At 42.9% G+C, this 21,650-nt stretch carries 21 protein-coding genes; all 21 read left to right on the forward strand.

All coding sequences use genetic code 11. From position 1 onward, the window contains the following. Window positions 1-3 precede the first annotated feature (3 nt). The 21 genes from pulA (at window position 4) to DDV21_RS04410 (ending at window position 21,649) form a co-directional block, all read left to right on the forward strand. Window positions 4-2,304: a type I pullulanase gene (gene pulA / locus DDV21_RS04305; protein ID WP_116878824.1), complete on the forward strand. Its 2,301-nt coding sequence runs from the start codon at window positions 4-6 to the stop codon at window positions 2,302-2,304. Window positions 2,305-2,390: 86 nt separating this feature from the next. Further along, window positions 2,391-4,283: a 1,4-alpha-glucan branching protein GlgB gene (gene glgB, locus DDV21_RS04310; protein WP_116878811.1), complete on the forward strand. Its 1,893-nt coding sequence runs from the start codon at window positions 2,391-2,393 to the stop codon at window positions 4,281-4,283. A 233-nt stretch (window positions 4,284-4,516) separates the two neighbouring features. Continuing rightward, window positions 4,517-5,656, forward strand: a complete 1,140-nt coding sequence (locus DDV21_RS04315) for a glucose-1-phosphate adenylyltransferase (RefSeq protein WP_116878812.1) — start codon at window positions 4,517-4,519, stop codon at window positions 5,654-5,656. Further along, on the forward strand, window positions 5,646-6,782 hold the full coding sequence (gene glgD / locus DDV21_RS04320) for a glucose-1-phosphate adenylyltransferase subunit GlgD (RefSeq protein WP_116878813.1): 1,137 nt from the start codon (window positions 5,646-5,648) through the stop codon (window positions 6,780-6,782). The genes DDV21_RS04315 and glgD overlap by 11 nt, the downstream gene beginning before the upstream one ends. Further along, a complete protein-coding gene (gene glgA / locus DDV21_RS04325; RefSeq protein ID WP_116878814.1) occupies window positions 6,779-8,206 on the forward strand; it encodes a glycogen synthase GlgA in 1,428 nt (475 codons plus the stop codon). The genes glgD and glgA overlap by 4 nt, the downstream gene beginning before the upstream one ends. Before the next feature lie 23 nt (window positions 8,207-8,229). Beyond that, on the forward strand, window positions 8,230-10,626 hold the full coding sequence (locus DDV21_RS04330) for a glycogen/starch/alpha-glucan phosphorylase (RefSeq protein WP_116878825.1): 2,397 nt from the start codon (window positions 8,230-8,232) through the stop codon (window positions 10,624-10,626). Window positions 10,627-11,242: 616 nt separating this feature from the next. After that, window positions 11,243-11,446 carry a F0F1 ATP synthase subunit C gene (locus tag DDV21_RS04335; RefSeq protein WP_116878815.1) on the forward strand — a complete coding sequence of 68 codons (204 nt, stop codon included), beginning with the start codon at window positions 11,243-11,245 and terminating at the stop codon, window positions 11,444-11,446. 49 nt (window positions 11,447-11,495) lie between these two features. Then, complete coding sequence (atpB, locus tag DDV21_RS04340; protein WP_116878816.1) at window positions 11,496-12,212, forward strand: F0F1 ATP synthase subunit A; 717 nt, start codon at window positions 11,496-11,498, stop codon at window positions 12,210-12,212. Between the two features lie 17 nt (window positions 12,213-12,229). After that, window positions 12,230-12,727: a F0F1 ATP synthase subunit B gene (atpF, locus tag DDV21_RS04345; RefSeq protein ID WP_116878817.1), complete on the forward strand. Its 498-nt coding sequence runs from the start codon at window positions 12,230-12,232 to the stop codon at window positions 12,725-12,727. Then, on the forward strand, window positions 12,727-13,263 hold the full coding sequence (locus tag DDV21_RS04350; protein ID WP_116878818.1) for a F0F1 ATP synthase subunit delta: 537 nt from the start codon (window positions 12,727-12,729) through the stop codon (window positions 13,261-13,263). Before atpF ends, DDV21_RS04350 begins: the two co-directional genes overlap by 1 nt. 15 nt (window positions 13,264-13,278) lie before the next feature. Further along, a complete protein-coding gene (atpA, locus tag DDV21_RS04355; protein ID WP_116878819.1) occupies window positions 13,279-14,784 on the forward strand; it encodes a F0F1 ATP synthase subunit alpha in 1,506 nt (501 codons plus the stop codon). Window positions 14,785-14,801: 17 nt separating this feature from the next. Continuing rightward, window positions 14,802-15,680 carry a F0F1 ATP synthase subunit gamma gene (locus DDV21_RS04360; protein WP_116878820.1) on the forward strand — a complete coding sequence of 293 codons (879 nt, stop codon included), beginning with the start codon at window positions 14,802-14,804 and terminating at the stop codon, window positions 15,678-15,680. Window positions 15,681-16,149: 469 nt separating this feature from the next. Beyond that, window positions 16,150-17,556 carry a F0F1 ATP synthase subunit beta gene (gene atpD / locus DDV21_RS04365; protein WP_116878821.1) on the forward strand — a complete coding sequence of 469 codons (1,407 nt, stop codon included), beginning with the start codon at window positions 16,150-16,152 and terminating at the stop codon, window positions 17,554-17,556. A gap of 12 nt (window positions 17,557-17,568) precedes the next feature. Then, window positions 17,569-17,985 (forward strand): F0F1 ATP synthase subunit epsilon, encoded by a 417-nt coding sequence (locus DDV21_RS04370; RefSeq protein ID WP_116878822.1) that lies wholly within the window; start codon window positions 17,569-17,571, stop codon window positions 17,983-17,985. Between the two features lie 228 nt (window positions 17,986-18,213). Beyond that, the gene (locus DDV21_RS04380) at window positions 18,214-18,606 is read left to right on the forward strand and encodes a DUF1310 family protein (RefSeq protein ID WP_117287774.1); all 393 of its coding nucleotides are present in this window, start codon (window positions 18,214-18,216) and stop codon (window positions 18,604-18,606) included. Further along, a complete protein-coding gene (locus DDV21_RS04385; RefSeq protein WP_116879155.1) occupies window positions 18,606-18,788 on the forward strand; it encodes a hypothetical protein in 183 nt (60 codons plus the stop codon). Before DDV21_RS04380 ends, DDV21_RS04385 begins: the two co-directional genes overlap by 1 nt. Before the next feature lie 178 nt (window positions 18,789-18,966). Beyond that, window positions 18,967-19,356 carry a DUF1310 family protein gene (locus tag DDV21_RS04390; RefSeq protein WP_117287775.1) on the forward strand — a complete coding sequence of 130 codons (390 nt, stop codon included), beginning with the start codon at window positions 18,967-18,969 and terminating at the stop codon, window positions 19,354-19,356. Continuing rightward, window positions 19,357-20,631, forward strand: coding sequence for an alpha/beta hydrolase family protein (locus tag DDV21_RS04395; RefSeq protein WP_117287776.1), 1,275 nt, complete (start codon window positions 19,357-19,359; stop codon window positions 20,629-20,631). After that, complete coding sequence (locus tag DDV21_RS04400) at window positions 20,619-21,056, forward strand: hypothetical protein (protein WP_116879185.1); 438 nt, start codon at window positions 20,619-20,621, stop codon at window positions 21,054-21,056. Before DDV21_RS04395 ends, DDV21_RS04400 begins: the two co-directional genes overlap by 13 nt. A gap of 3 nt (window positions 21,057-21,059) precedes the next feature. Beyond that, window positions 21,060-21,356, forward strand: a complete 297-nt coding sequence (locus tag DDV21_RS04405; protein WP_116879184.1) for a hypothetical protein — start codon at window positions 21,060-21,062, stop codon at window positions 21,354-21,356. Between the two features lie 56 nt (window positions 21,357-21,412). Next, window positions 21,413-21,649, forward strand: coding sequence for a DUF1146 family protein (locus tag DDV21_RS04410; RefSeq protein WP_116878791.1), 237 nt, complete (start codon window positions 21,413-21,415; stop codon window positions 21,647-21,649). The last annotated feature ends 1 nt before the right edge of the window (window position 21,650 follow it).

Below are 21,650 nucleotides of genomic sequence, written 5' to 3' on the forward strand. Positions count from 1 at the left end.
GAAATGAAGAATACGGTCATTGTGCACTATCACAGCCGGCGCGGCAACTACTTTGAATTAAGCTTATGGAAGTGGCGGGATGGTCAGTGGGGGACAGATGCTCATTTTTCCCGTTTTGACAGCTTTGGTGCGGTTGCTAACTTAAGCTACCCTGCCCCATATTTTCTCAGTCATGTTTATGTCAGTGTTAAAAGTCCGCACTGGACTTATAAAACAGCAGATTTTCGTATTAATCGCAACAGCGGCATTCCTAAAACAGAAGTGTGGATTGTTGATGGCGATGATACCCTGTACTATTCCAGACAGGCTGCGGTTGCCAGCCACGCCTACAGCCGCCGCCAGCCCCGTGCTTTTGATATGGCGACAAACAGTCAGGCTTTTGACTTGAAATGGGGATTTAGCGGCTGGCTGGGCTTCCGGTATCAGAAAGAACAAACCGCTTTTCGTCTGTGGGCGCCGACTGCTGAGCATGTGGAATTAATTCTCTACAGCTCAACGGATGAAAAGGCCAGTGTTGACCAGGTTATCCCTATGGAACGGGGAACAGGGGACTATCCGGAAGATCATCAGAAAAATACACAAGGTGTTTGGTCTGTCACAGTTTCCGATGATCTAAACTACTGTGCTTACCGTTACCGGGTATACTACCGCAGGCGGACCTTTAATGATACAAGGGATCCTTATTCCCTGGCGACAACAGCAGACGGCAGGCGGTCTATTGTTATTGCGCCGGAATATCTGCGTCCGGAAGGATTCACAGTTAAGCAGGGGCAGGAAGCATTCTGGCGCTTGGACAACCCTAATCAGGCCGTTATTTATGAGATGCATGTCCGAGATTTTTCTATTTCTGAAACATCTGGGGTTCGCGCGGAAAATCGCGGAAAGTTTAAAGGAGTCTATGAAGAAGGAACCCAGAATCAGTTTGGTGATAAAACGGGTTTTGACTATGTAAAAGAACTTGGTGTGACTCATATTCAGCTGCAGCCGGTTTTTGATCATCATCAGACTTTTGATGACAAAGGGGGCTACGCTTATAATTGGGGCTATGATCCTGAAAATTACAATGTTCCCGAAGCGAGTTTCACCAGCAATCCGCATGAACCGGCTACTCGGATTTTGGAACTGAAGCAGCTGATTCAGGCCTACCATGATGCCGGTATTAATGTTATTATGGATGTTGTTTACAATCATACTTATTCCTCACAGAATTCAGCTTTTCAGCTGTCTGTCCCGGATTACTTCTACCGGATGAATGCAGATGGTTCTTTCCAGGATGGGACAGGCTGCGGCAATGAGACAGCCAGCGAAAAGGAAATGTTTCGGAAATACATGTTGGATTCTATCTTGTACTGGGTCAAAGAATACAACATTGATGGTTTCCGTTTTGATTTAATGGGGATTCATGATATTGATACCATGAATCTTATTCGGGCCGAACTGGATAAAATTGACCGCCGTATTCTGATGTACGGTGAAGGCTGGGATATGGGAACAGGTCTGCTGCCGGAACAGAAGGCCAAGAAAGAGAATGCTTATCAAATGCCCCGTATCGGTTTTTTTAATGATGATGGGCGCAATGCCGTAAAAGGAGCAGAAGTTTACGGCTCTTTTGAAAAAGGTTTTGTATCCGGTGCTCCTAAAGAAGATAAGGTAGCTAAGACTGTTTTAGGCAGTGATGAGTTTGTCGGTTATATCACACCTTCTCAGGTCTTAAATTATGTTGAGGCCCATGATAATTATAATCTGAATGACTTGCTTCTGGAATTGCATCCTGATGATGATAAGATTACCCATATTAAGCGAGTTGAGTTGGCGACAGCTATGGGGCTCCTGACTCAGGGGATGTCCTTTATGCAAATCGGTCAGGAATTTTTACGGACTAAACTTTATCCGACCGGCAAGGATGGTGAATTAACATGGGCTGACAAAGAAAGAGCGATGAATTCCTACAATGCTCCGGATCAGGTCAATCAGGTCAATTGGCGCCATGTCACTTATTATAAACCGACTATTGCCTTTATAAAGAAAATCATCGCTTTAAAAACTGAAACACCGTTCTTTTCTTACGAAACCTTCGAAGAAATCCGCAGTCATGTTTATGTGACTGAAGCTGGCAGTGGCAGCGGTTTTGTCAGTTTTGAAATTGATGACCTGATAACGCTAAAAGTGGTTTTCTGTATATTTGGAAAACGCTTGCAAAACCTTCGGGTGAATGATATAATAGTAGAGACAAATAAAAGCTATCAACAAAATGGTTTAGACATTGAAAATTTGACAGCGATGGTCCTTGATATTACGAAATAACCTGAGAATTTCTCAGGTTATTTTTGTTTTTTACAGCCGGATTATTATTTTGTCAGTGTTTCAGAAAAAATGGAAAGGATGGTGCTATGGACACAAAAGAAGCGCTTTTCACCTTTGGAACCGGAGAGAATTTTCATATTCAGCACTACTTTGGCGTTCACAAAGAAGAGCGAGACGGTAAAGAGGGTTACGTTTTCCGCGTTTGGGCTCCTAATGCCGAGGCTCTGTATGTTATAGGCGATTTTACTTCTTGGAAGGAGAACCCCGTTGAAATGGCCCAAAATGAGGCAGGGGTTTGGGAAGTGTTTACCAGTCTTCCGGCAGAAGGAGAACTGTACAAGTACCTTGTCAAACGAAGCGGAGGACAGCTGGTTGAAAAGATGGATCCAGTTGCCCTTTATTTGGAAGAAAGGCCTGGGACAGGAGCTGTTGTCAAAACTTTTGCAGAGAGAAAATGGAAAGATTCCCTTTGGATGGGACGCCGCAAACGCTTTGGTTTCAAACAGCGGCCGGTTAATATTTATGAAGTCCATGCAGGTTCTTGGAAGCATGACGCTTCGGGTCGGCCTTACGGGTTTGCTCAGCTTAAGGAAGAGCTCATTCCTTATCTGGTAAAAATGAATTATACTCATGTAGAATTTATGCCGATTATGGCACATCCGCTTGGGATGAGCTGGGGCTATCAGCTGATGGGATATTTTGCTTTTGAACACAGCTACGGCACCCCTGAGGAATTTCAGGATTTTGTTGAAGCCTGTCACCTTAATAATATCGGGGTTATCGTAGACTGGGTACCGGGGCATTTTACTCAAAATGATGATGCGCTTGCCTATTTTGACGGTACACCTACTTATGAATATCAAGACCACCATCGGGCTCATAATTATCGCTGGGGTGCCCTTAATTTTGATTTAGGGAAGAATCAGGTGCAGTCTTTTCTGATTTCTAGTGCCTTGTTCTGGATTGAGCAGTACCATATTGACGGAATTCGAGTGGATGCAGTCAGCAATATGCTTTATCTGGACTATGATGATGGTCCATGGGCTCCCAATCAGTTTGGCGGTAATCGCAATATTGAAGGCTATAATTTCTTGCGCAGATTAAACGGCATTATCAAATACCGTCATCCAGATGTGATGATGGTTGCAGAAGAATCGACAGCCTCTACGCCGATTACTAGAGCGATTGATCAGGACGGCCTGGGCTTTGATTATAAGTGGAACATGGGATGGATGAACGATATCCTCAAGTTCTACGAGGAAGATCCTATTTATCGCCAATACGATTTTAATTTAGTGACTTTCAGTTTTATGTATGCATTTGATGAAAACTTTATCCTGCCTTTCTCACACGATGAAGTCGTTCATGGCAAAAAGAGCATGATGCATAAAATGTGGGGAGACCGCTATAATCAGTTTGCCGGCTTGCGCAACCTTTATACTTACCAGATGTGCCATCCTGGGAAAAAACTGCTTTTTATGGGCAGTGAATTCGGTCAGTTCCTTGAATGGAAGTACGATCATGGTCTGGAGTGGGGCAATCTGGATGAAGCTGATGGCCTAAATCTAAAAATGCAGCAGTTTACCAGCCATCTTAATCAGTTTTACAAAGATAATAAGGCCCTCTGGCTGCTGGACGATTCCTACGAAGGTTTGGAAATCATTGATGCGGATAATACTGCTCAAAGTGTCCTTACTTTTATCCGTAAAAACGATAAAGGAGATATGTTAGTCTGCGTCTTTAATATGACACCGGTTGAACGCAAAGAATTTACTATCGGGGTACCGCTGGCAGGTATTTATGAAGAAATCCTTAATACTGAAATGGAAGAATACGGCGGTGTTTGGAAGGAAAACAACCCACAGACACGGACTCAGTCAGGTCTATGGAAAGACTATCAGAATACACTGACCTTTACGCTCCCGGCTTTAGGTGCAAGCATCTGGAAAATTAAACGCCGTTTAAAAAATAAAAGCTGAAAGGGGAAAATGTCTCCTAAAAGACTGATTTAAACTTTCTTTTTAGACGGGCATTATCTATTTATCTTATTAACTTTTATCATTATAGCTCTGCCGGCTGTTTGGCAGGAAGGGTTTGTTTATCTTCAACAGACAGCCGGTACAAGACTTTTGGCTGATTCACTAAGTAATGTTTAAAAGCTGTTTAGTGAAAGAATACGGTTGCTTTTAACAAGTTACGAAAGGAAAACTAAATGAAGAATGAAATGTTAGCTCTTATCCTCGCTGGAGGACAAGGGACACGTCTTGGAAAATTGACACAAAGTATTGCTAAACCGGCAGTACAGTTCGGCGGCCGTTACCGGATTATTGATTTTGCACTGTCAAACTGTGCAAATTCAGGAATTAATAATGTTGGTGTCATTACACAGTATCAGCCGCTGGCTCTTAACAGCCATATCGGGAATGGTTCAAGCTGGGGACTTGATGGCATTAATTCAGGGGCTACGATTCTTCAGCCCTACTCAGCAACCGAAGGAAACCGCTGGTTTCAGGGGACCAGTCATGCGATTTACCAAAATATTGATTACATTGACTCAATCAATCCAGAATATGTGCTGATTTTGTCAGGCGATCATATTTATAAAATGGATTATGACGATATGCTGCAGACACATAAGGACAATCTGGCCAGCCTGACAGTAGCCGTTATTGATGTCCCGCTTAAAGAAGCCAGCCGCTTTGGTATTATGAACACTGATTCTAATAACCGGATCGTTGAGTTTGAAGAAAAACCAGAAAATCCTAAATCAACTAAGGCTTCTATGGGAATTTATATCTTTGACTGGAAGCGTCTGCGCGAAATGCTGGTTGATGCAGAGAAAAACAATGTTGAAATGTCTGATTTTGGCAAAAATGTTATTCCGGCATACCTTGAATCCGGTGAACGGGTGTATACCTATAATTTCCAAGGCTACTGGAAAGATGTTGGGACTATTGAATCTCTTTGGGAAGCTAATATGGAATACATCGGTGAAGACAATGAGCTGCACAGCCGCGACCGTTCTTGGAAAATTTATTCCAGAAATCTGATTGCGCCGCCTAACTTTATTACTGAAGAAGCCAGTGTTAAAGATTCACTTGTCGTTGACGGCTGTTTTGTTTCAGGAAAGGTTGAGCATTCGATCCTTTCCACAAATGTTCAGGTTAAAGAAGGAGCTGAAATTAAGGATTCCTTTATTATGAGCGGCGCTGTTATCAGCGAGGGTGCGAAGATCACACGGGCTATCGTTGGCGAAGGTGCTATTATTGGTGAAGGCGTGGAAATTGATGGCACGGAAGAAGTGCAAGTTGTTGGTTACAATGAAGTAGTGGGGGTACCAAATGAAGATTGATAAATATTCTGCAATTCTCGGAAATGCCATCGGCTTTCCAGAAATGGAAGGGCTGACAGCTGTGCGCCCATTAGCCAGCCTGCCCTTTGATGGCAAATACCGTTTAATTGACTTTCAACTGTCTAATTTGGCCAATGCAGGTATTCGCAGTGTTTACGGTATTTTCCGCGGTCAAAATATCCGTTCGGTTTTTGATCATATCCGAAGCGGCCGTGAATGGGGACTGAACACCCTTCTCAGCCACTATTTCCTCGGTTTTTACAATACCAGTGAAGACAGTACCGTGGCTGACCATGACTATTATGATCAAATACTGACTTACCTCAAGCGTTCAGGTTCAGACCAAACTGTTTATATGTCCTGCGATATTCTTTGCAATATTGACTTGCAGCAGGTAATTCATCTGCACAATGCTAATAAGCGCAATATCACAGTGGTGTATAAAAAAATGCCGAAAGAGTTTATTTCGCAGGCTAATGATATCTTAGAAATTGATGAAGCTGATATTGTTACCGGCCGCCGTGATCGTTTCGAAGACAGCAGTACGACCGATAAGATGTCAGCAGGGATTTATATCATTGACACACCTTGGCTGATTGAACAGATGGAAAAGGAAGCTCAGAAAGACAAACCTCAAAAACTGCGTTTCTTGCTCAGAGACCTAACGGTCAGTGAACAAGCTTTGGCTTTTGAATATACAGGCTACCTTGCTAACATTTCCTCTGTTAAATCATATTTTGATGCCAATATGGATATGCTGGACAGTCAGAAATTTTATTCGCTGCTTTACTCTAATCAAAGAGTTTATACAAAAGTTAAAAACGAAGAATCGACTTACTATGCAGCAGATTCTGTTGTCAAAAATGCTCAGTTTGCATCTGGCAGTATTGTAAGAGGCGATGTTGAGCATTCTATTGTTTCCCGTAATTGCTATATTGCTGAAAACTCACAGATTATTAACAGTATTCTTTTCCCTAAAGTAAAAATCGGCAAAGGTGTCGTTATTGAAAATGCTATTGTCGGTAAGAATGTTCAGATTGCAGACGGAGTAACTATTCGGGGAACTCAGGAAAAACCGGTTGTTATAGCTAAGTCAGTTGAAATTGTTGAGGATGTTATTCAATGAAAATAATGTTTGTAGCAGCAGAAGGCGCTCCTTTTGCTAAAACCGGCGGGTTAGGCGACGTTATCGGCGCCTTGCCTAAATCGCTGGTAAAAAACGGAAATGAAGTAGCTGTTGTTTTGCCCTATTATGATACTATTGACGCTAAATTCGGCGATCAAATTGAAGATGTCCTGTACTTTTATGTCAATGTGGGCTGGCGCCGCCAATATGTGGGAGTTAAGAAAATCGTCCGTGATCAGGTTGCTTTCTACTTTGTTGACAATCATGATTATTTTTTCCGCGGGCATGTTTACGGAGACTGGGATGACGGTGAACGCTTTGCTTTCTTCCAGCTGGCTGCTTTGGAATTGATGGAAAAAATTGAATTTATTCCGGATGTCCTGCATGTCCATGACTACCATACAGCTATGATTCCTTTTTTGGTCAAAGAAAAGTATCATTGGATTCAGGCCTATCAGGATATTAAGACAGTCTTTACCATTCACAATATTGAATTTCAAGGGCAGTTTGATCCTGGTATGCTGGGGAATCTATTTGGAGTGGGTGATGAGCGTTATGCTGACGGGACACTGCGCTGGAATGATGCCCTGAATTGGATGAAGGCTGGAGTGCTTTATGCCGATCGCGTAACAACCGTTTCTCCCTCTTATGCGGAAGAAATTCAAACTCCGGAATTTGGCAAAGGACTCGACCAAATTATGCGGATGGAGTCTGGAAAATTATCAGGAATCGTTAACGGTATTGATACAGAACTCTTGAATCCGGAAACAGATCCTTATTTAGAAGCACATTTTTCGGTTGATGACTTATCTGGCAAAGCTAAGAATAAAGAGGCGCTGCAAAAACGCGTCGGCCTATCGGTCCGTCCAGATGTACCTTTAATCGGTATCGTTTCGCGTTTGACGGATCAGAAAGGGTTCGATCTGGTTGTTAACGAATTGAATGCTATGCTGCAGTACGATTTGCAGCTCGTTGTTCTGGGAACCGGCTACGCTGATTTTGAGAACGCCTTTTCTTGGTTTGGCCTGCACTATCCTGATAAAATATCAGCTAATATTACCTTTGACTTAGAACTGGCTCAGCAGATTTACGGAGCATGCGACCTGTTTTTGATGCCGAGCGCTTTTGAGCCGTGCGGCCTTTCACAGATGATGGCTATGCGCTATGGAACGCTGCCGCTTGTCCATGAAGTCGGAGGATTGAGGGATACCGTTATTCCTTATAATCCGGTGGAAAAATCAGGGACTGGCTTCGGTTTTAATAATTTTTCCGGCTATTGGCTGAACAATACACTTGCCTTTGCTCTTGATGTGTATTATAATCACAAGGAAGATTGGCGGGCAATCCAGCATAATGCCATGAGTCAGGATTTTTCTTGGGATACTGCCAGTCTCGTTTATGAAAGTCTCTATAAAGAGCTTTAAAAATGCCATTTGAAAGGAAAAAAATGCAACTCACAAAAGAACAATTCATTCGTGATTTTAAAGATACGCTTCACGAAGAACAGCTGATTAAGGTCCCGGCAGCAACGCCGACTGAAATATTTGCCACTTTGGCTAAGCTGGTCCGTAAATACTATACTGATACTTGGATTGAACGCAATCGCAAACTTTCTGAAAACAAGGAAAAAATTGCCTATTATTTCTCTATCGAGTTTTTACCCGGCCGTATGCTGGAAACCAATCTCCTTAACTTAGGGATTCTTGATTTAGTAAAAGAAGCCTTTGCAGAGCTGGATGTTGATTTTACAGCTGTCAAAAATGCTGAGCATGATATGGCTTTAGGAAATGGCGGTCTCGGTCGTTTAGCCGCAGCTTTCATGGACTCTTTGGCTACTACAGGCTATCCTGGTTTTGGTAATGGGCTCCGTTACAAGTACGGTTTGTTTAAACAGCGTATCGTTGACGGTTATCAGGTGGAGCTTCCGGATTCTTGGTTCGGTTCAACAGGCAATGTCTGGGAGATTCGTAAGGATCATGATGTCGTTGATGTCAAATTATTTGGCGATGTCTATCTGCAGGCTAATGAGGAGGGACGGATTGTCCCAGTCTATAAGAATGCACAGGTGCTGCGGGCTGTTCCTTATGATGTGCCGCAAATCGGTTTTGAAAATGATGTCATCAACAATCTGCGTTTATGGGATGTCGAAATTCCTGAAGAATATGAGCTGAATTACCCAAATATTGCTGACCGCCGTCGGGTTCAGGATATTACTGCTGTGCTTTACCCTGATGATTCCAGCTATGAAGGTAAGGAACTGCGTCTTATTCAGGAATACTTCATGACCAGTGCTGGACTGCAGACCATTATCAAATCTTATCTTAAATTAGGTCTTCCGCTGGAGAAAATTTATGAAAAGGTCTCTGTCCATATCAATGATACTCACCCTGCTGTTGCACCGGCTGAGTTCATGCGTCTTTTGGTCGATGAGTATGGATTGCCGTGGGATAAGGCTTGGGAAGCAACTGTGAAAACCATGAGCTATACCAACCACACAATTTTGGCCGAAGCACTTGAAAAATGGGATGCTAATTTATTTAAAAATGTCCTGCCTCGGGTTTATCAGATTGTCCTTGAAATTGACAGCCGCTTTGTTGCCGAAATGGCGCAGAATGATGTAGCGCCTCATGTTATCGAAAACACACGGATTGTCAAAGATGATCAGATTCATATGGCCAACCTTGCTATTATCGGCGGACATTCGGTCAATGGGGTTGCTAAGCTTCATACAGAGCTGCTTAAAGAAGATACTCTGCACGATTTTTATACCCTCTATCCGGATAAATTTAATAATAAAACCAATGGCATTGTTCAGCGCCGCTGGACTCAAATCGCTGCTCCGGAGTTATCAGGGGCCATCGATGATGTTATTGGCACGGGATGGCGCAAGAATATCCATGAACTGCAAAAATTAAAAGATTTCACAGATGATAAGGCTGTTCTTGACAGTTTCTATCAAGTGAAAAAAGATGCAAAAGCAAAATTAGCTGCCTACATCTTAGAAGCAACAGGGGTAGAGGTGTCTACAGATGCTATCTTTGATGTACAGGTTAAACGGCTTCACGCATACAAGCGTCAGCTCCTTAATGTGCTGCATATTATTAAGCTTTATTGGGATTTAAAAGATAATCCGGATAAGGATATGGTTCCGCGTGTCTTTATTTTTGGGGCAAAAGCTGCACCGGGATACCATTTTGCTAAGTCTGTTATCAAGCTGATTAATGAATTAGCCAACTTAGTTAATAATGATGCTGGTCTTCAGGGCAAGCTGAAAGTTGTTTTCTTGGAAAACTATAATGTCAGTCTGGCTGAACTGATTATCCCAGCAGCCGATGTTTCTGAACAGATTTCGCTTGCTTCTAAAGAAGCTTCCGGAACTTCAAATATGAAGTTTATGATGACGGGTGCAATTACGCTGGCTACACTTGACGGAGCTAATATCGAAATCAAGGATGAAGTTGGAGACGACAATATTGTTATCTTCGGTATGGATAAAGATGCTGTTTACCGGCATTATGAAGCCCATGATTATTATTCGCGCGGAATTTATGAAAATAATCCGGTTATTAAGCGTGTAGTAGATACCTTTGTCAATGGCACCATCCCAAATGCTCAAAGTGAAGGAAGTGAGATTTATGAATCTCTTATTGCTTACAATGATGAGTACTTCTTGTTAGAAGATTTCCCTGCCTACGTGGCAGCTCAAGAGCATATTGATAAGCTTTACCGGGATAAGGAACAGTGGGCTAAAATGAGCCTTCTTAACATTGCCAATTCTGATAAATTCACATCAGATGATACCATTACGGAATACGCTGAAGACATTTGGAATTTGCGAAAATAAACCGTCCATACTTTTGTTATTGACTAAAAAGCTATCTGTTTTTACAGCGAGGCTGGGACTTTGTCCCAGCCCTTTTTAAGATACAAAGGCCGTTAAGAACGCAAAAGGAAAATAGGGGACTGGCTGACGAATCGTCAGATTCTAAGTCAGGCCATCTTTTTCCCGCAGCGTTTAGGCCGTGTTCAATTTATTAAGATACAAAGGCCGTTAAGAACGCAAAAGGAAAATGACGGTAAGCCAGAAATCTCTGATTTCGTCTGCGCACCTCTGCCAGGACGACTAGAAGGGTGCGGTCGGCTGCAAAGACGACAAAGCCTTCAGACGTCTACGGCTGACGGTAAGTCCGAAATCTTTGTTCTCGCTCAAAGCTTTAGCCTTTGTTTAGGTAAATGATTTTGCATAGAAGCTGAGGAACAATGGTGACAGTTTCCGCCTGCTATCAAAAAAACTTAACTATTCTTAAAAAATAAAAACTTTTTTGAAAATAGACTGAAAACAGGAAAAAATAATGGTTAAGAAAGGTTTAAGAAAGCGGTCGGAAAAGTAAGTATTTGATTGACAATCTCTGAAAATAAGACTAAAATAACAAGGTAAAAATTTTTTAAGGAGAATTCTTATGTTGAATTTAAAAATCTTAGCACTTGGTATCGCTGTTTTAGGTGTCAGCCTGGCAGAAGGTTTTTTGGTTTCTAATATTGCCAAATCTGCAGCACGGCAGCCAGAGATGTACAGCAAATTACAGACGCTGATGTTTGTTGGTGTGGCCTTTATTGAGGGAACCTTTTTCGTTCTTCTTGCGGCGACCTTCTTTGTTAATTAAGCAGCCGGTTTCTACGGTAAACCGACTAGACTAAGAAGGAGGGATAAAGTTGGAAACTTTAGAAAATCCAACAGTGCAATTCTTAGGCATTGAGTTTGATTTGACGATTCTTGCGATGTCTCTCTTGACTGTGCTTGCTGTCTTTTCTTTTCTTTTCTGGGCCAGCCGCCGTATGACTTTGAAACCTAAAGGCAAACAAAATGTGTTAGAGTATCTGTATGAATTTGTCATTAATACCATTAAGCCCAATTTGGGGGATTATACACAAAATTACAGTCTACTTCTATTTACTTTCTTTTTCTTCATTCTGATTGCTAATAATATTGGATTAGTTACTAAACTTGAAGTTGGTGACTATAATCTTTGGACATCACCAACAGCCAACTTTTCAGTTGATCTGGCTCTGTCTTTGATGATAGCCTGTGTTGTTCATGTTGAAGGCATTCGAAAAAATGGGGTTAAGGATTATCTGAAAGGTTATCTGTCTCCTCACCCGGCTATGCTGCCTATGAATATTTTAAGTGAGCTGACGAATGTGGCTTCATTAGCGCTGCGGCTTTTCGGCAATATCTATGCTGGTGAAGTGGTCATGACGCTTTTGGTTCAGCTGGCTAACTGGAATATTTTTATGGCTCCGGTTGCTTTTGGTATCAATTTGGCTTGGACGGCTTTTTCAATGTTTATTTCAACTATTCAGGCTTATGTCTTTACCATTTTGTCATCCACCTATATCGGAGACAAAGTTAACAGCAGCAAAGAAGAATAAAAGAGGAGTAAAAAGAGATGGAGATACTGATTAACAGTACGACGATTGGTAATATCATCATTATTACGGGTTCAGTGCTTCTTTTGCTTGTTCTTATCAGAAAATATGTTTGGGGACAATTGACGGGCATATTTAAAACTCGTGAAGAAAAAATTGCCAATGACATTGACAGTGCAGAAGCAGCACGGCAAAAAGCAGAAGATTTAGCTGATAAACGCGAACATGAATTGGTTCAGGCTAAAGGGGAAGCCAGTCAGATTATTGACGATGCCAAAGAACTCAGCACAGCAAAAGGTAACCAGATTATTGCTGCGGCAGAGGAAGAGGCCGGCCGGCTGAAAGTGAAGGCGAATCAGGATATTGCTCAGAATAAGGCTGAGGCCTTATCGGATGTCAAGGGTGAGGTTGCTGATTTGACTGTTCTTTTGGCTGAAAAAATCATGACAGCTAATTTGGATAAAGAGGCACAAAGTCATCTCATTGACAGTTATCTTGATGAGCTAGGAGAAGTCTGATGAATAAAAAAACACAGGCGCTGCTTGAACAGTATGCAAAAAGTTTTGTTGCTGTCGCTTTAGAGCAGCAGCAGGCGGAATCGGCAGCCGAAGAAATCGACTTTCTTTTGAAAGTCTTCGCTGAAACTGAATTGGCTGCCAGCCTGAGCCATGATGGAATCAGCCGCTCAGCTAAGGCAGACCTTATCCGAACCTTGCAGAAATCTTCTTCATTTTATCTTAGTAACTTTCTGGAAGTGATTCTGCATAATGAGAGGGAAGCTTATCTTTACGATATTCTTAAGCTGACTTCAAAGAAGCTGACAGCTGCCACCAACAGCCATGCTATTGTTGTCACGTCCGCTGTTCCTTTAACAGAGAGGCAGAGAGAACGTGTCTTAAAAATTGCCGCTGAAAGATTAGCCATCAGTAAAGGCAGGCTTGTTGAAAAAATCGATCAATCTGTCGTGGGCGGGCTGATAATCAATGCCAACAATCAAGTCATTGATATGAGTATTCGCCGCCAATTACAGGAATTTAAAATGAATTTAAAATAGAAAGTGGTGTGACTTTTGGCAATTAATGCACAAGAAATTAGCGCTTTGATAAAAAAGCAAATTGAAAATTTTCAGCCAAGCTTTGATGTCACAGAAACGGGTGTAGTCACTTACATTGGTGATGGGATTGCCCGCGCTCGCGGTCTGGATAACGCTATGAGCGGGGAACTCCTTGAATTTTCAGATGGGAGTTTTGGAATGGCGCAGAATCTTGAGTCAGATGATGTAGGGATTATTATTCTCGGGGATTTCTCTGCTATTCGTGAAGGAGATGAGGTCAAGCGTACCGGTAAAATTATGGAAGTACCGGTTGGCGAAGCGCTGATCGGCCGTGTTGTCAATCCTTTGGGTCAGCCGGTGGATGGTTTGGGTGCCATTCAGACTCAGTCAAGCCGACCGGTTGAGTTTCCTGCACCAGGTGTGATGCAGCGCCAATCTGTTTCTGAACCGCTGCAGACCGGTCTTAAAGCCATTGATGCTCTTGTCCCAATCGGCCGCGGTCAGCGTGAACTGATTATCGGAGACAGGCAGACCGGAAAAACATCTGTAGCGATCGATGCCATCCTGAATCAAAAAGGGCAAGATATGATTTGTATCTACGTGGCTATCGGCCAGAAAGAATCTACTGTCCGTACTCAAGTAGAAACTTTGCGCCAATATGGAGCTCTCGATTATACTATTGTGGTAACGGCTTCAGCTTCACAGCCGTCTCCTCTGCTCTATATTGCACCTTATGCTGGAGTAGCAATGGCAGAAGAGTTTATGTATAATGGCAAACATGTTTTAATTGTTTATGATGATTTATCTAAACAAGCAGTGGCCTATCGCGAACTCTCTCTTCTGCTGCGCCGTCCGCCAGGCCGCGAGGCTTATCCGGGAGATGTCTTCTACCTTCACAGCCGCCTGTTGGAGCGCTCTGCTAAGGTATCTGATGACCTTGGCGGCGGTTCTATTACAGCCTTGCCTTTCATTGAAACTCAGGCTGGAGATATCTCAGCTTATATCGCTACGAATGTGATTTCAATTACTGACGGCCAGATTTTTTTACAGGAAAATCTCTTTAATTCCGGTATCCGTCCGGCTATTGATGCCGGTTCCTCTGTATCGCGTGTCGGCGGTTCTGCCCAAATTAAGGCTATGAAGAAAGTAGCCGGAACTTTGCGTTTGGATCTGGCCTCTTATCGGGAGCTTGAAGCTTTCACTCAGTTTGGAAGCGATTTGGACGCAGCTACTCAGGCTAAGTTAAACCGCGGACGGAGAACCATTGAGGTATTAAAACAGCCTTTGCATAAGCCGCTTCCGGTTGAAAAGCAGGTTCTCATACTCTATGCCCTAACGCATGGTTTCTTGGATGATGTACCGGTAGACGATATTTTAGACTTTGAAGAAGCGCTTTATGATTATTTTGATCTGCACTATGAGGCTATTTTTGATACAATCCGTACCACTAAGGATTTACCGGAAGAAGCTGATTTAGACAAAGCTATTCAGGCCTTCAAAGACCAGTCAAAATTTAAATAAAATAGGGGGGTTCTAGTATGGCAGGCTCTCTTAGTGAAATTAAAAACAAAATTGTTTCTACCGAGAAGACCAGTAAAATTACCAGCGCTATGCGGATGGTTTCTTCAGCTAAGCTTGTTAAATCAGAACAGGCTGCCAAAGATTTCCAGATTTACGCTGCTAAAATCCGTCAGATTACAACAGATTTGCTGAAGGCAGAATTGACACGGGGCAGCAACAATCCGATGCTTCAGGCCAGGCCGGTGAGAAAAACTGGTTATATTGTCATTACTTCCGATAAGGGACTTGTGGGCGGCTATAATTCTAAAATTTTAAAAGCTGTTATGGATATTATTAATGAGTACCATGCAGATACGGAGGACTATGCCATTATTTCGATTGGCAGTGTCGGCTCTGACTTTTTTAAAGCCAGGAAGATGAATATTGCCTTTGAATTGCGCGGTTTGGAGGATCAGCCTAGTTTTGACCAAGTCGGCCGCATTATTTCTCAGTCGGTTGAAATGTATACAAATGAACTGTTTGATGAACTGTATGTCTGCTATAATCATCATGTTAACAGTTTAACCAGTCAGGTCCGTGTGCAGCAGATGCTGCCGATTACAGAGTTAGATGCTGATGAAGCAGCTGAAGAAGGTGTGAGAGATTTTGAATTAGAACCTGATCGCAACACCATTTTGGAACAGCTCTTGCCTCAGTATACAGAAAGTCTGATTTACGGTGCTATTGTTGATGCTAAAACAGCTGAACATGCTGCTGGCATGACAGCGATGCAGACAGCAACTGATAATGCGAAAAATTTAATTGATGATTTAACTATTCAATATAATCGCGCCCGTCAGGCAGAAATCACACAGGAGATTACTGAAATTGTCGCCGGTGCCAATGCTCTGGAATAGCACAGAAGGCCGGTTAGTAAAAATTTTGCTGTTCTTCACTTTTAGTGAGGAGAATCTGAATCATAAAAAATGTTTAAGACAGTTCATTAATTGAGGATTAAACTTAAAGAATTTTAAACTATTGATGGTATACAAGGCTTGAGTTGAAAATGCTGGCCTTTGTATCTTAATAAATTGAACACGGCCTAAACGCTGTGAGAAAAAGAGACGCAATCGTTGGAAGCGTTAGCGACTTACGAGTGTGGCTGCTCTGTGAGTATAGCCTTCCCTTGAGTCTTTAGTGACTCGGCGGTCAGACTCCTATTTTCTCTTTGCGTTCTTAACGGCCTTTGTATCTTAATAAATTGAACACGGCCTAAACGCTGCGGGAAAAAGATGGCCTGACTTAGAATCTGACGATTTGTCAGCCAGTCCCCTATTTTCCTTTTGCGTTTTATACGGCCTTTGTATCTTAACTAAGGAGAAAGACATGAGTTCTGGCATAATCGCTCAGGTTGTTGGTCCGGTTGTTGATGTTGCATTTGCAACGGATGACAAATTACCTGAGATTAATAATGCATTGGTTGTTTACAAAAATAATGATAAAGCACAAAAAATTGTTCTTGAAGTGGCTCTTGAGCTTGGGGAAGGCTTAGTCCGTACCATTGCAATGGAGTCAACTGACGGACTGACACGCGGTCTGGAAGTTTTTGATACTGGCCGTGCAATCAGTGTTCCTGTTGGCAAAGAAACGTTAGGCCGTGTTTTTAATGTACTCGGTGATACCATAGATTTAGCTGAACCGTTTGCAGAAACTGCAGAGCGCCAGCCTATTCATAAAGAAGCGCCGGCTTTTGATGAGTTATCCACCGCTTCAGAAATCCTTGAAACAGGGATTAAGGTCATTGATTTACTGGCTCCTTATTTAAAAGGGGGAAAGGTCGGTCTTTTTGGCGGCGCTGGTGTTGGTAAGACTGTTTTGATCCAAGAGCTGATTCATAATATTGCACAGGAGCACGGCGGTATTTCTGTTTTTACTGGCGTTGGCGAACGGACTCGTGAAGGGAATGACCTTTACTGGGAAATGAAGGAATCCGGTGTTATCGAAAAAACGGCTATGGTTTTCGGTCAAATGAATGAACCGCCTGGAGCTCGTATGCGTGTTGCTCTTACAGGCCTGACTATCGCTGAGTATTTCCGCGATGTAGAAGGTCAGGATGTGCTTCTTTTCATTGATAATATTTTCCGTTTCACGCAGGCGGGTTCTGAGGTTTCAGCCTTACTTGGCCGTATGCCTTCCGCAGTTGGCTACCAGCCTACCTTGGCGACAGAAATGGGTCAGCTTCAGGAACGGATTACCTCCACTAAAAAAGGTTCAGTTACATCCATTCAGGCTATCTATGTACCTGCGGATGACTATACCGACCCTGCACCGGCAACAGCTTTTGCGCACTTGGATTCAACAACTAACCTTGAACGTCGGCTGACTCAAATGGGGATTTATCCTGCTGTTGATCCTTTGGCTTCAAGTTCCCGTGCTCTGGCTCCGGAAATTGTTGGCCAAGAACATTATGAAGTGGCAACGGAAGTTCAGCGTATTCTGCAGCGCTATCGTGAACTGCAGGATATTATTGCTATTCTCGGAATGGATGAGCTGTCTGATGAAGAGAAAACACTGGTTAGCCGAGCTCGCCGTATCCAGTTCTTCCTTTCGCAAAACTTCAATGTTGCCGAACAATTTACCGGTCAGCCGGGATCTTATGTTCCTGTTGCGGAAACAGTACGCGGTTTTAAGGAGATTCTGGAAGGCAAATATGATGATCTTCCCGAAGATGCTTTCCGAAGTGTCGGACCGATTGAAGATGTTGTTGAAAAAGCAAAGAAAATGGGCTTTTGATGAGGTGTTTCCATGAAATATATGACGGTTCAGGTTGTGACACCAGACGGTCTCAGATATGATCACCGTGCAAGTTTTATTTCTGTAAAAACATTGGATGGAGAAACAGGTATTTTACCTGATCATATCAATCTGATTGCACCACTTGATGTTCATGAAATGAAGATTCGCCGAATTGATGACGAAAATCATGTCGATTGGGTTGCAGTTAACGGCGGTATTATTGAAGTTAAGAATAACTTGGTCACCATTGTAGCTGATTCGGCCGAGCGTGCTCGCGATATTGATATTAGCCGGGCCGAGCGTGCTAAGCAGCGGGCAGAACGTCAAATTGAAGAAGCAGAAAGCAGAGCTAATATTGATGAAGTCCGCCGAGCTCAAGTTGCTTTACGCCGGGCTCTCAATCGCATCAGTGTCGGAAATAAATAATAGCTGGATTGAAGAAAAACAACTCTATTAGAGGCTGTTTTTCTTCAATCTTTTTGTTATAATGTAAGGCAATAATTGGAGTTGCTTTACCTAATAGCGTAAAGTGAACACGGTCTAAAATCCTAGTAAACATGGTGAAGTCCGCTGCGATGCTGGTCATTGCCCGTCCTTCCTTGATTTATACGGATTTGACACGGCCTTTGTATCTTTGTTAAAGGAGGCAGATAGATGCCTAGGAAAAAGAAAGTTAAGCGCATACTGCTCAGTATTGTTGCCCTTATTAGTATAGGATTAGGAGGTTTCGCTGTGTACCAGCACCACGAAAAGCAAAAAATGATTGAAATAGCGACCAGTAAGGAAGCGAGAAAGGTTTATGAAGAATATCTAAAAAATAAAGACCAAGCTGCTTTTACTTCTAAAGGAATAATACAATCTTACGAGGTTGATAAGAGTAGTTTAGAATACAATCCTATGGGTGGATTAATGGTAAGAATTATTTTAAATGAAGAACAGAGCTTAAATATTGATTTTAATTTAATAGATAATGGGGATGGAAGCTACCATTCAACATTCTACACTTATTCCCCCGAGCTTAATGAGTTATTAGAGGAAAATAATTAATGGCAGAAAAGAAATACGTTAATGAGAAAAATCTTCAAACAGCGATGACGGAATATAATAAAGGGTTAGAGGTTGGCCGAGTCGTTGAGACTCAGTATGGTGACACTGTCGGCTTCGTCTCCAAAATCTATGATAATGAAACTGGTGCGGGAGAGCAGGCACAGTGTTTTAAAACAAAATAATTTATGCTATAATGTAAGGTAATAATTGGAGTTGCTTTACCTGATAGCGTAAAGTGAACACGGTCTAAAATCCTAGTAAACATGGTGAAGTCCGCTGCGATGCTGGTCATTGCCCGTCCTTCCTTGATTTATACGGATTTAACACGGCCTTTGTATCTTTGTTAAAGGAGGCAGATAGATGCCTAGGAAAAAGAAAGTTAAGCGCATATTGTTCAGTATCGCTGCCCTTATTAGTATAGGATTAGGAGGTTTCGCTGTGTACCAGCACCACGAAAAACAAAAAATGATTGAGATAGCGACCAGTAAGGAAGCGAGAAAGGTTTATGTGGATTATCTGAAATATTTAGATGAAGAGGCTTTAACAGCTAAAAGTTTTATTCGTTCTTATCAGATTAGTGAAGAAAGTCTACAATACAATCCAATGGGTGGATTAATGGTAAAAGTTGTTATTAACGATGATGAAGATTTGTTTATCAATTTTAATCTAATAGATAATGAAGATGGGACTTATCATTCAGCTTATTATGTTGATTCTCCCAGCTTAGTAGATAAGGCAGAGGAACAATAAATGGTTAAAAAATACATTAATGAAAAAAATCTTCAGGTAGCAATGACAGAATACAATGAAGATATGGTTGTTGGAGGTAGAGTGCGTACACAATACAAAGACACTGTCGGCTTTGTCTCCAAAATCTATGACAATGAAACTGGTGCGGGAGAGCAGATTTATGCGGTGGTGCCGACCAAGGCAGAGGTGACCGGCGATCCGGAAGCGGTTGAAGAGGTGACGGTGCTCTTTCGCGGTTCCACTTCTCCGGATAAGCTTTTCACGCAGGGAGCTGATGTCTGGAATGACTGGATCGAAAACGATGTTCCGATTGGCTTGCGTATCTGGAGCCAAAACCATCCCAATTATTCGGAAGACTATGATCATGCCACCGCCCAGCTTCAAACAGCCGCCAAGGATTTAAAGGAGCTGATGGCGCTCTATCCCAATGCCCAATTCAAGCTTTATGCGCATTCACTGGGTTCTATGCAGGGTCAGTATGCGATAGCGGATTTGCCGGCAGCCAATCTCAGCCGGATTGAGGGAGCCTATCTTTATAATGCGCCCAATATCTACGGTTTGATGACCAATCGGCAGAAAAACAATGTGGATCAGATCAAGGGCCGAATTCAGAATTATGTCGACCCCAGAGACTGGATCAGTATGGTGGGCCGCCAGATAGACAAGGGCAGTGCCGAGGCAGTTGGCCAGGTCTTTTATGTAGACAGCCGCAAGGCAGAGGGGATGGCTGCTCAGCACATGACTTACGGCTATGAGCTGACAGAAGACGGAGCAATAAAAACTCTGAATGCCGATCAAGCCATGGTGCTTGTTCAGGTTGACCAGCTGATGACGGGTTATTACGAGCTGAAAGGGCGTCTGTCGGCCAGCGGCGGCGGTCTGGACAGTCAGGAAACCTTCTTTTTGGACAGTGAGCAGTCCATGATTATCGCCTCAGGGATCCGTCAGGCTGCCAGTCTGGCAGCAGAAGATGTCAAAGCCTACCGGAATGAGGCCTTTTCTAAGGCCGAGGCGCTTTATCAGAAAGTCAAGGAAATTCCCTGGTTTGTGACAGAGCTGACAGCTGATGAGGTTCAGGCGGCCTATGCGGAGGCTGGGGTGACTTATGAGTCGATGGTCGGCAAGACCGAGAGGCATTTTGACAAGAAGGTCAAAAATATGGAGACGGCAGAAACAGTTTTTAGCGATTTGGAGGCTGATGTTCAGGCCGGAACAGAAGCAGCACTGGAGGCAGACAGCAGTTTAGCAGGAGCGATAGCATCATGGCAAAAATAGATAAGAACAAACAAAAAGAAATAGACGCCAAAGCGGCAGCTCTGCAGGCAGAGCTTTTGAAAGAGGATAACGCTTTACTGGATATGGAGCGCCAGCACAAGAAAGATCAGGCTGCAATGGATGAGCGGATTAATGATTTAGAGGAACGGCACTTTAAATTACGGACCTTGTATGAGGAGTTTGGAGGCTTAGCCTACAGTCCGTCCTATCCGGACGGTGAGGGGGTTCAAGAATTTCGCCGCCTGCTTGAGGAATATGCCGGTGTTACAGACCATGAATTCCTTTACCGGCGGCAGATTTTAGGGGATGAAGAGGCTGATTTGATCGAAACCTATCAAAAGGAGCACCGCAAGCAGGAGGATAAGATCGAGTCCCTTTATGCTCAGAAAAACGCTTTGTACCGTGAAGAAGAGGAGGAGAGTTAGGCGATGGATATTGTCAATGCAGTAACGAGTGCCTTGACAGGCAAGAGCGAAGAGGAGATTAAGGCCATTCGCAAGTCTTTAGAATGGGAGGCGGTTAAGTCTTTGCTGGCACCGTCTTTAAAGGCGGAACGGCGCAGTTTGGTTAGCGATTATGATGAGAAGATAGATGCGCGGGCGCTGCAGGCCAAGAGTGAGATAGAGGCATTAGGCGGTCAGCTGGACAAGGCGATAAAGGGAGCAGGCCGCAAGGCCATTGAGACCGTCCTGTCCGATCATTTAGAGGATTATGATAAGATTTGAATCTTCATGAAGTCACGCTGCTGCAGTGAGCGTGACTTTTTGCTATAATAATTCTTATGGAAATCATTAATAATATTATCGCTTTAGCGTCGCATCTTTTCTTTACAATTCTTTTTTTTCAGCTCCTGACCAGCGTTTTTGACTGGCATAAAGTCATTAAACGGACACCTGAAAATATTAGGCGTTTGCGGCTTTTTGTTATTTTGCTGAGCGCTGTATTAGGTTATCTGGTCAGTCACTTTATACTGGAAGTGATTGAAGTCTGTCAAAATCTTTTTTTCGTACTGCGATAAA

Origin of the sequence: Streptococcus chenjunshii (genome assembly GCF_003086355.1) — a bacterium.
GTDB lineage: Bacteria > Bacillota > Bacilli > Lactobacillales > Streptococcaceae > Streptococcus > Streptococcus chenjunshii.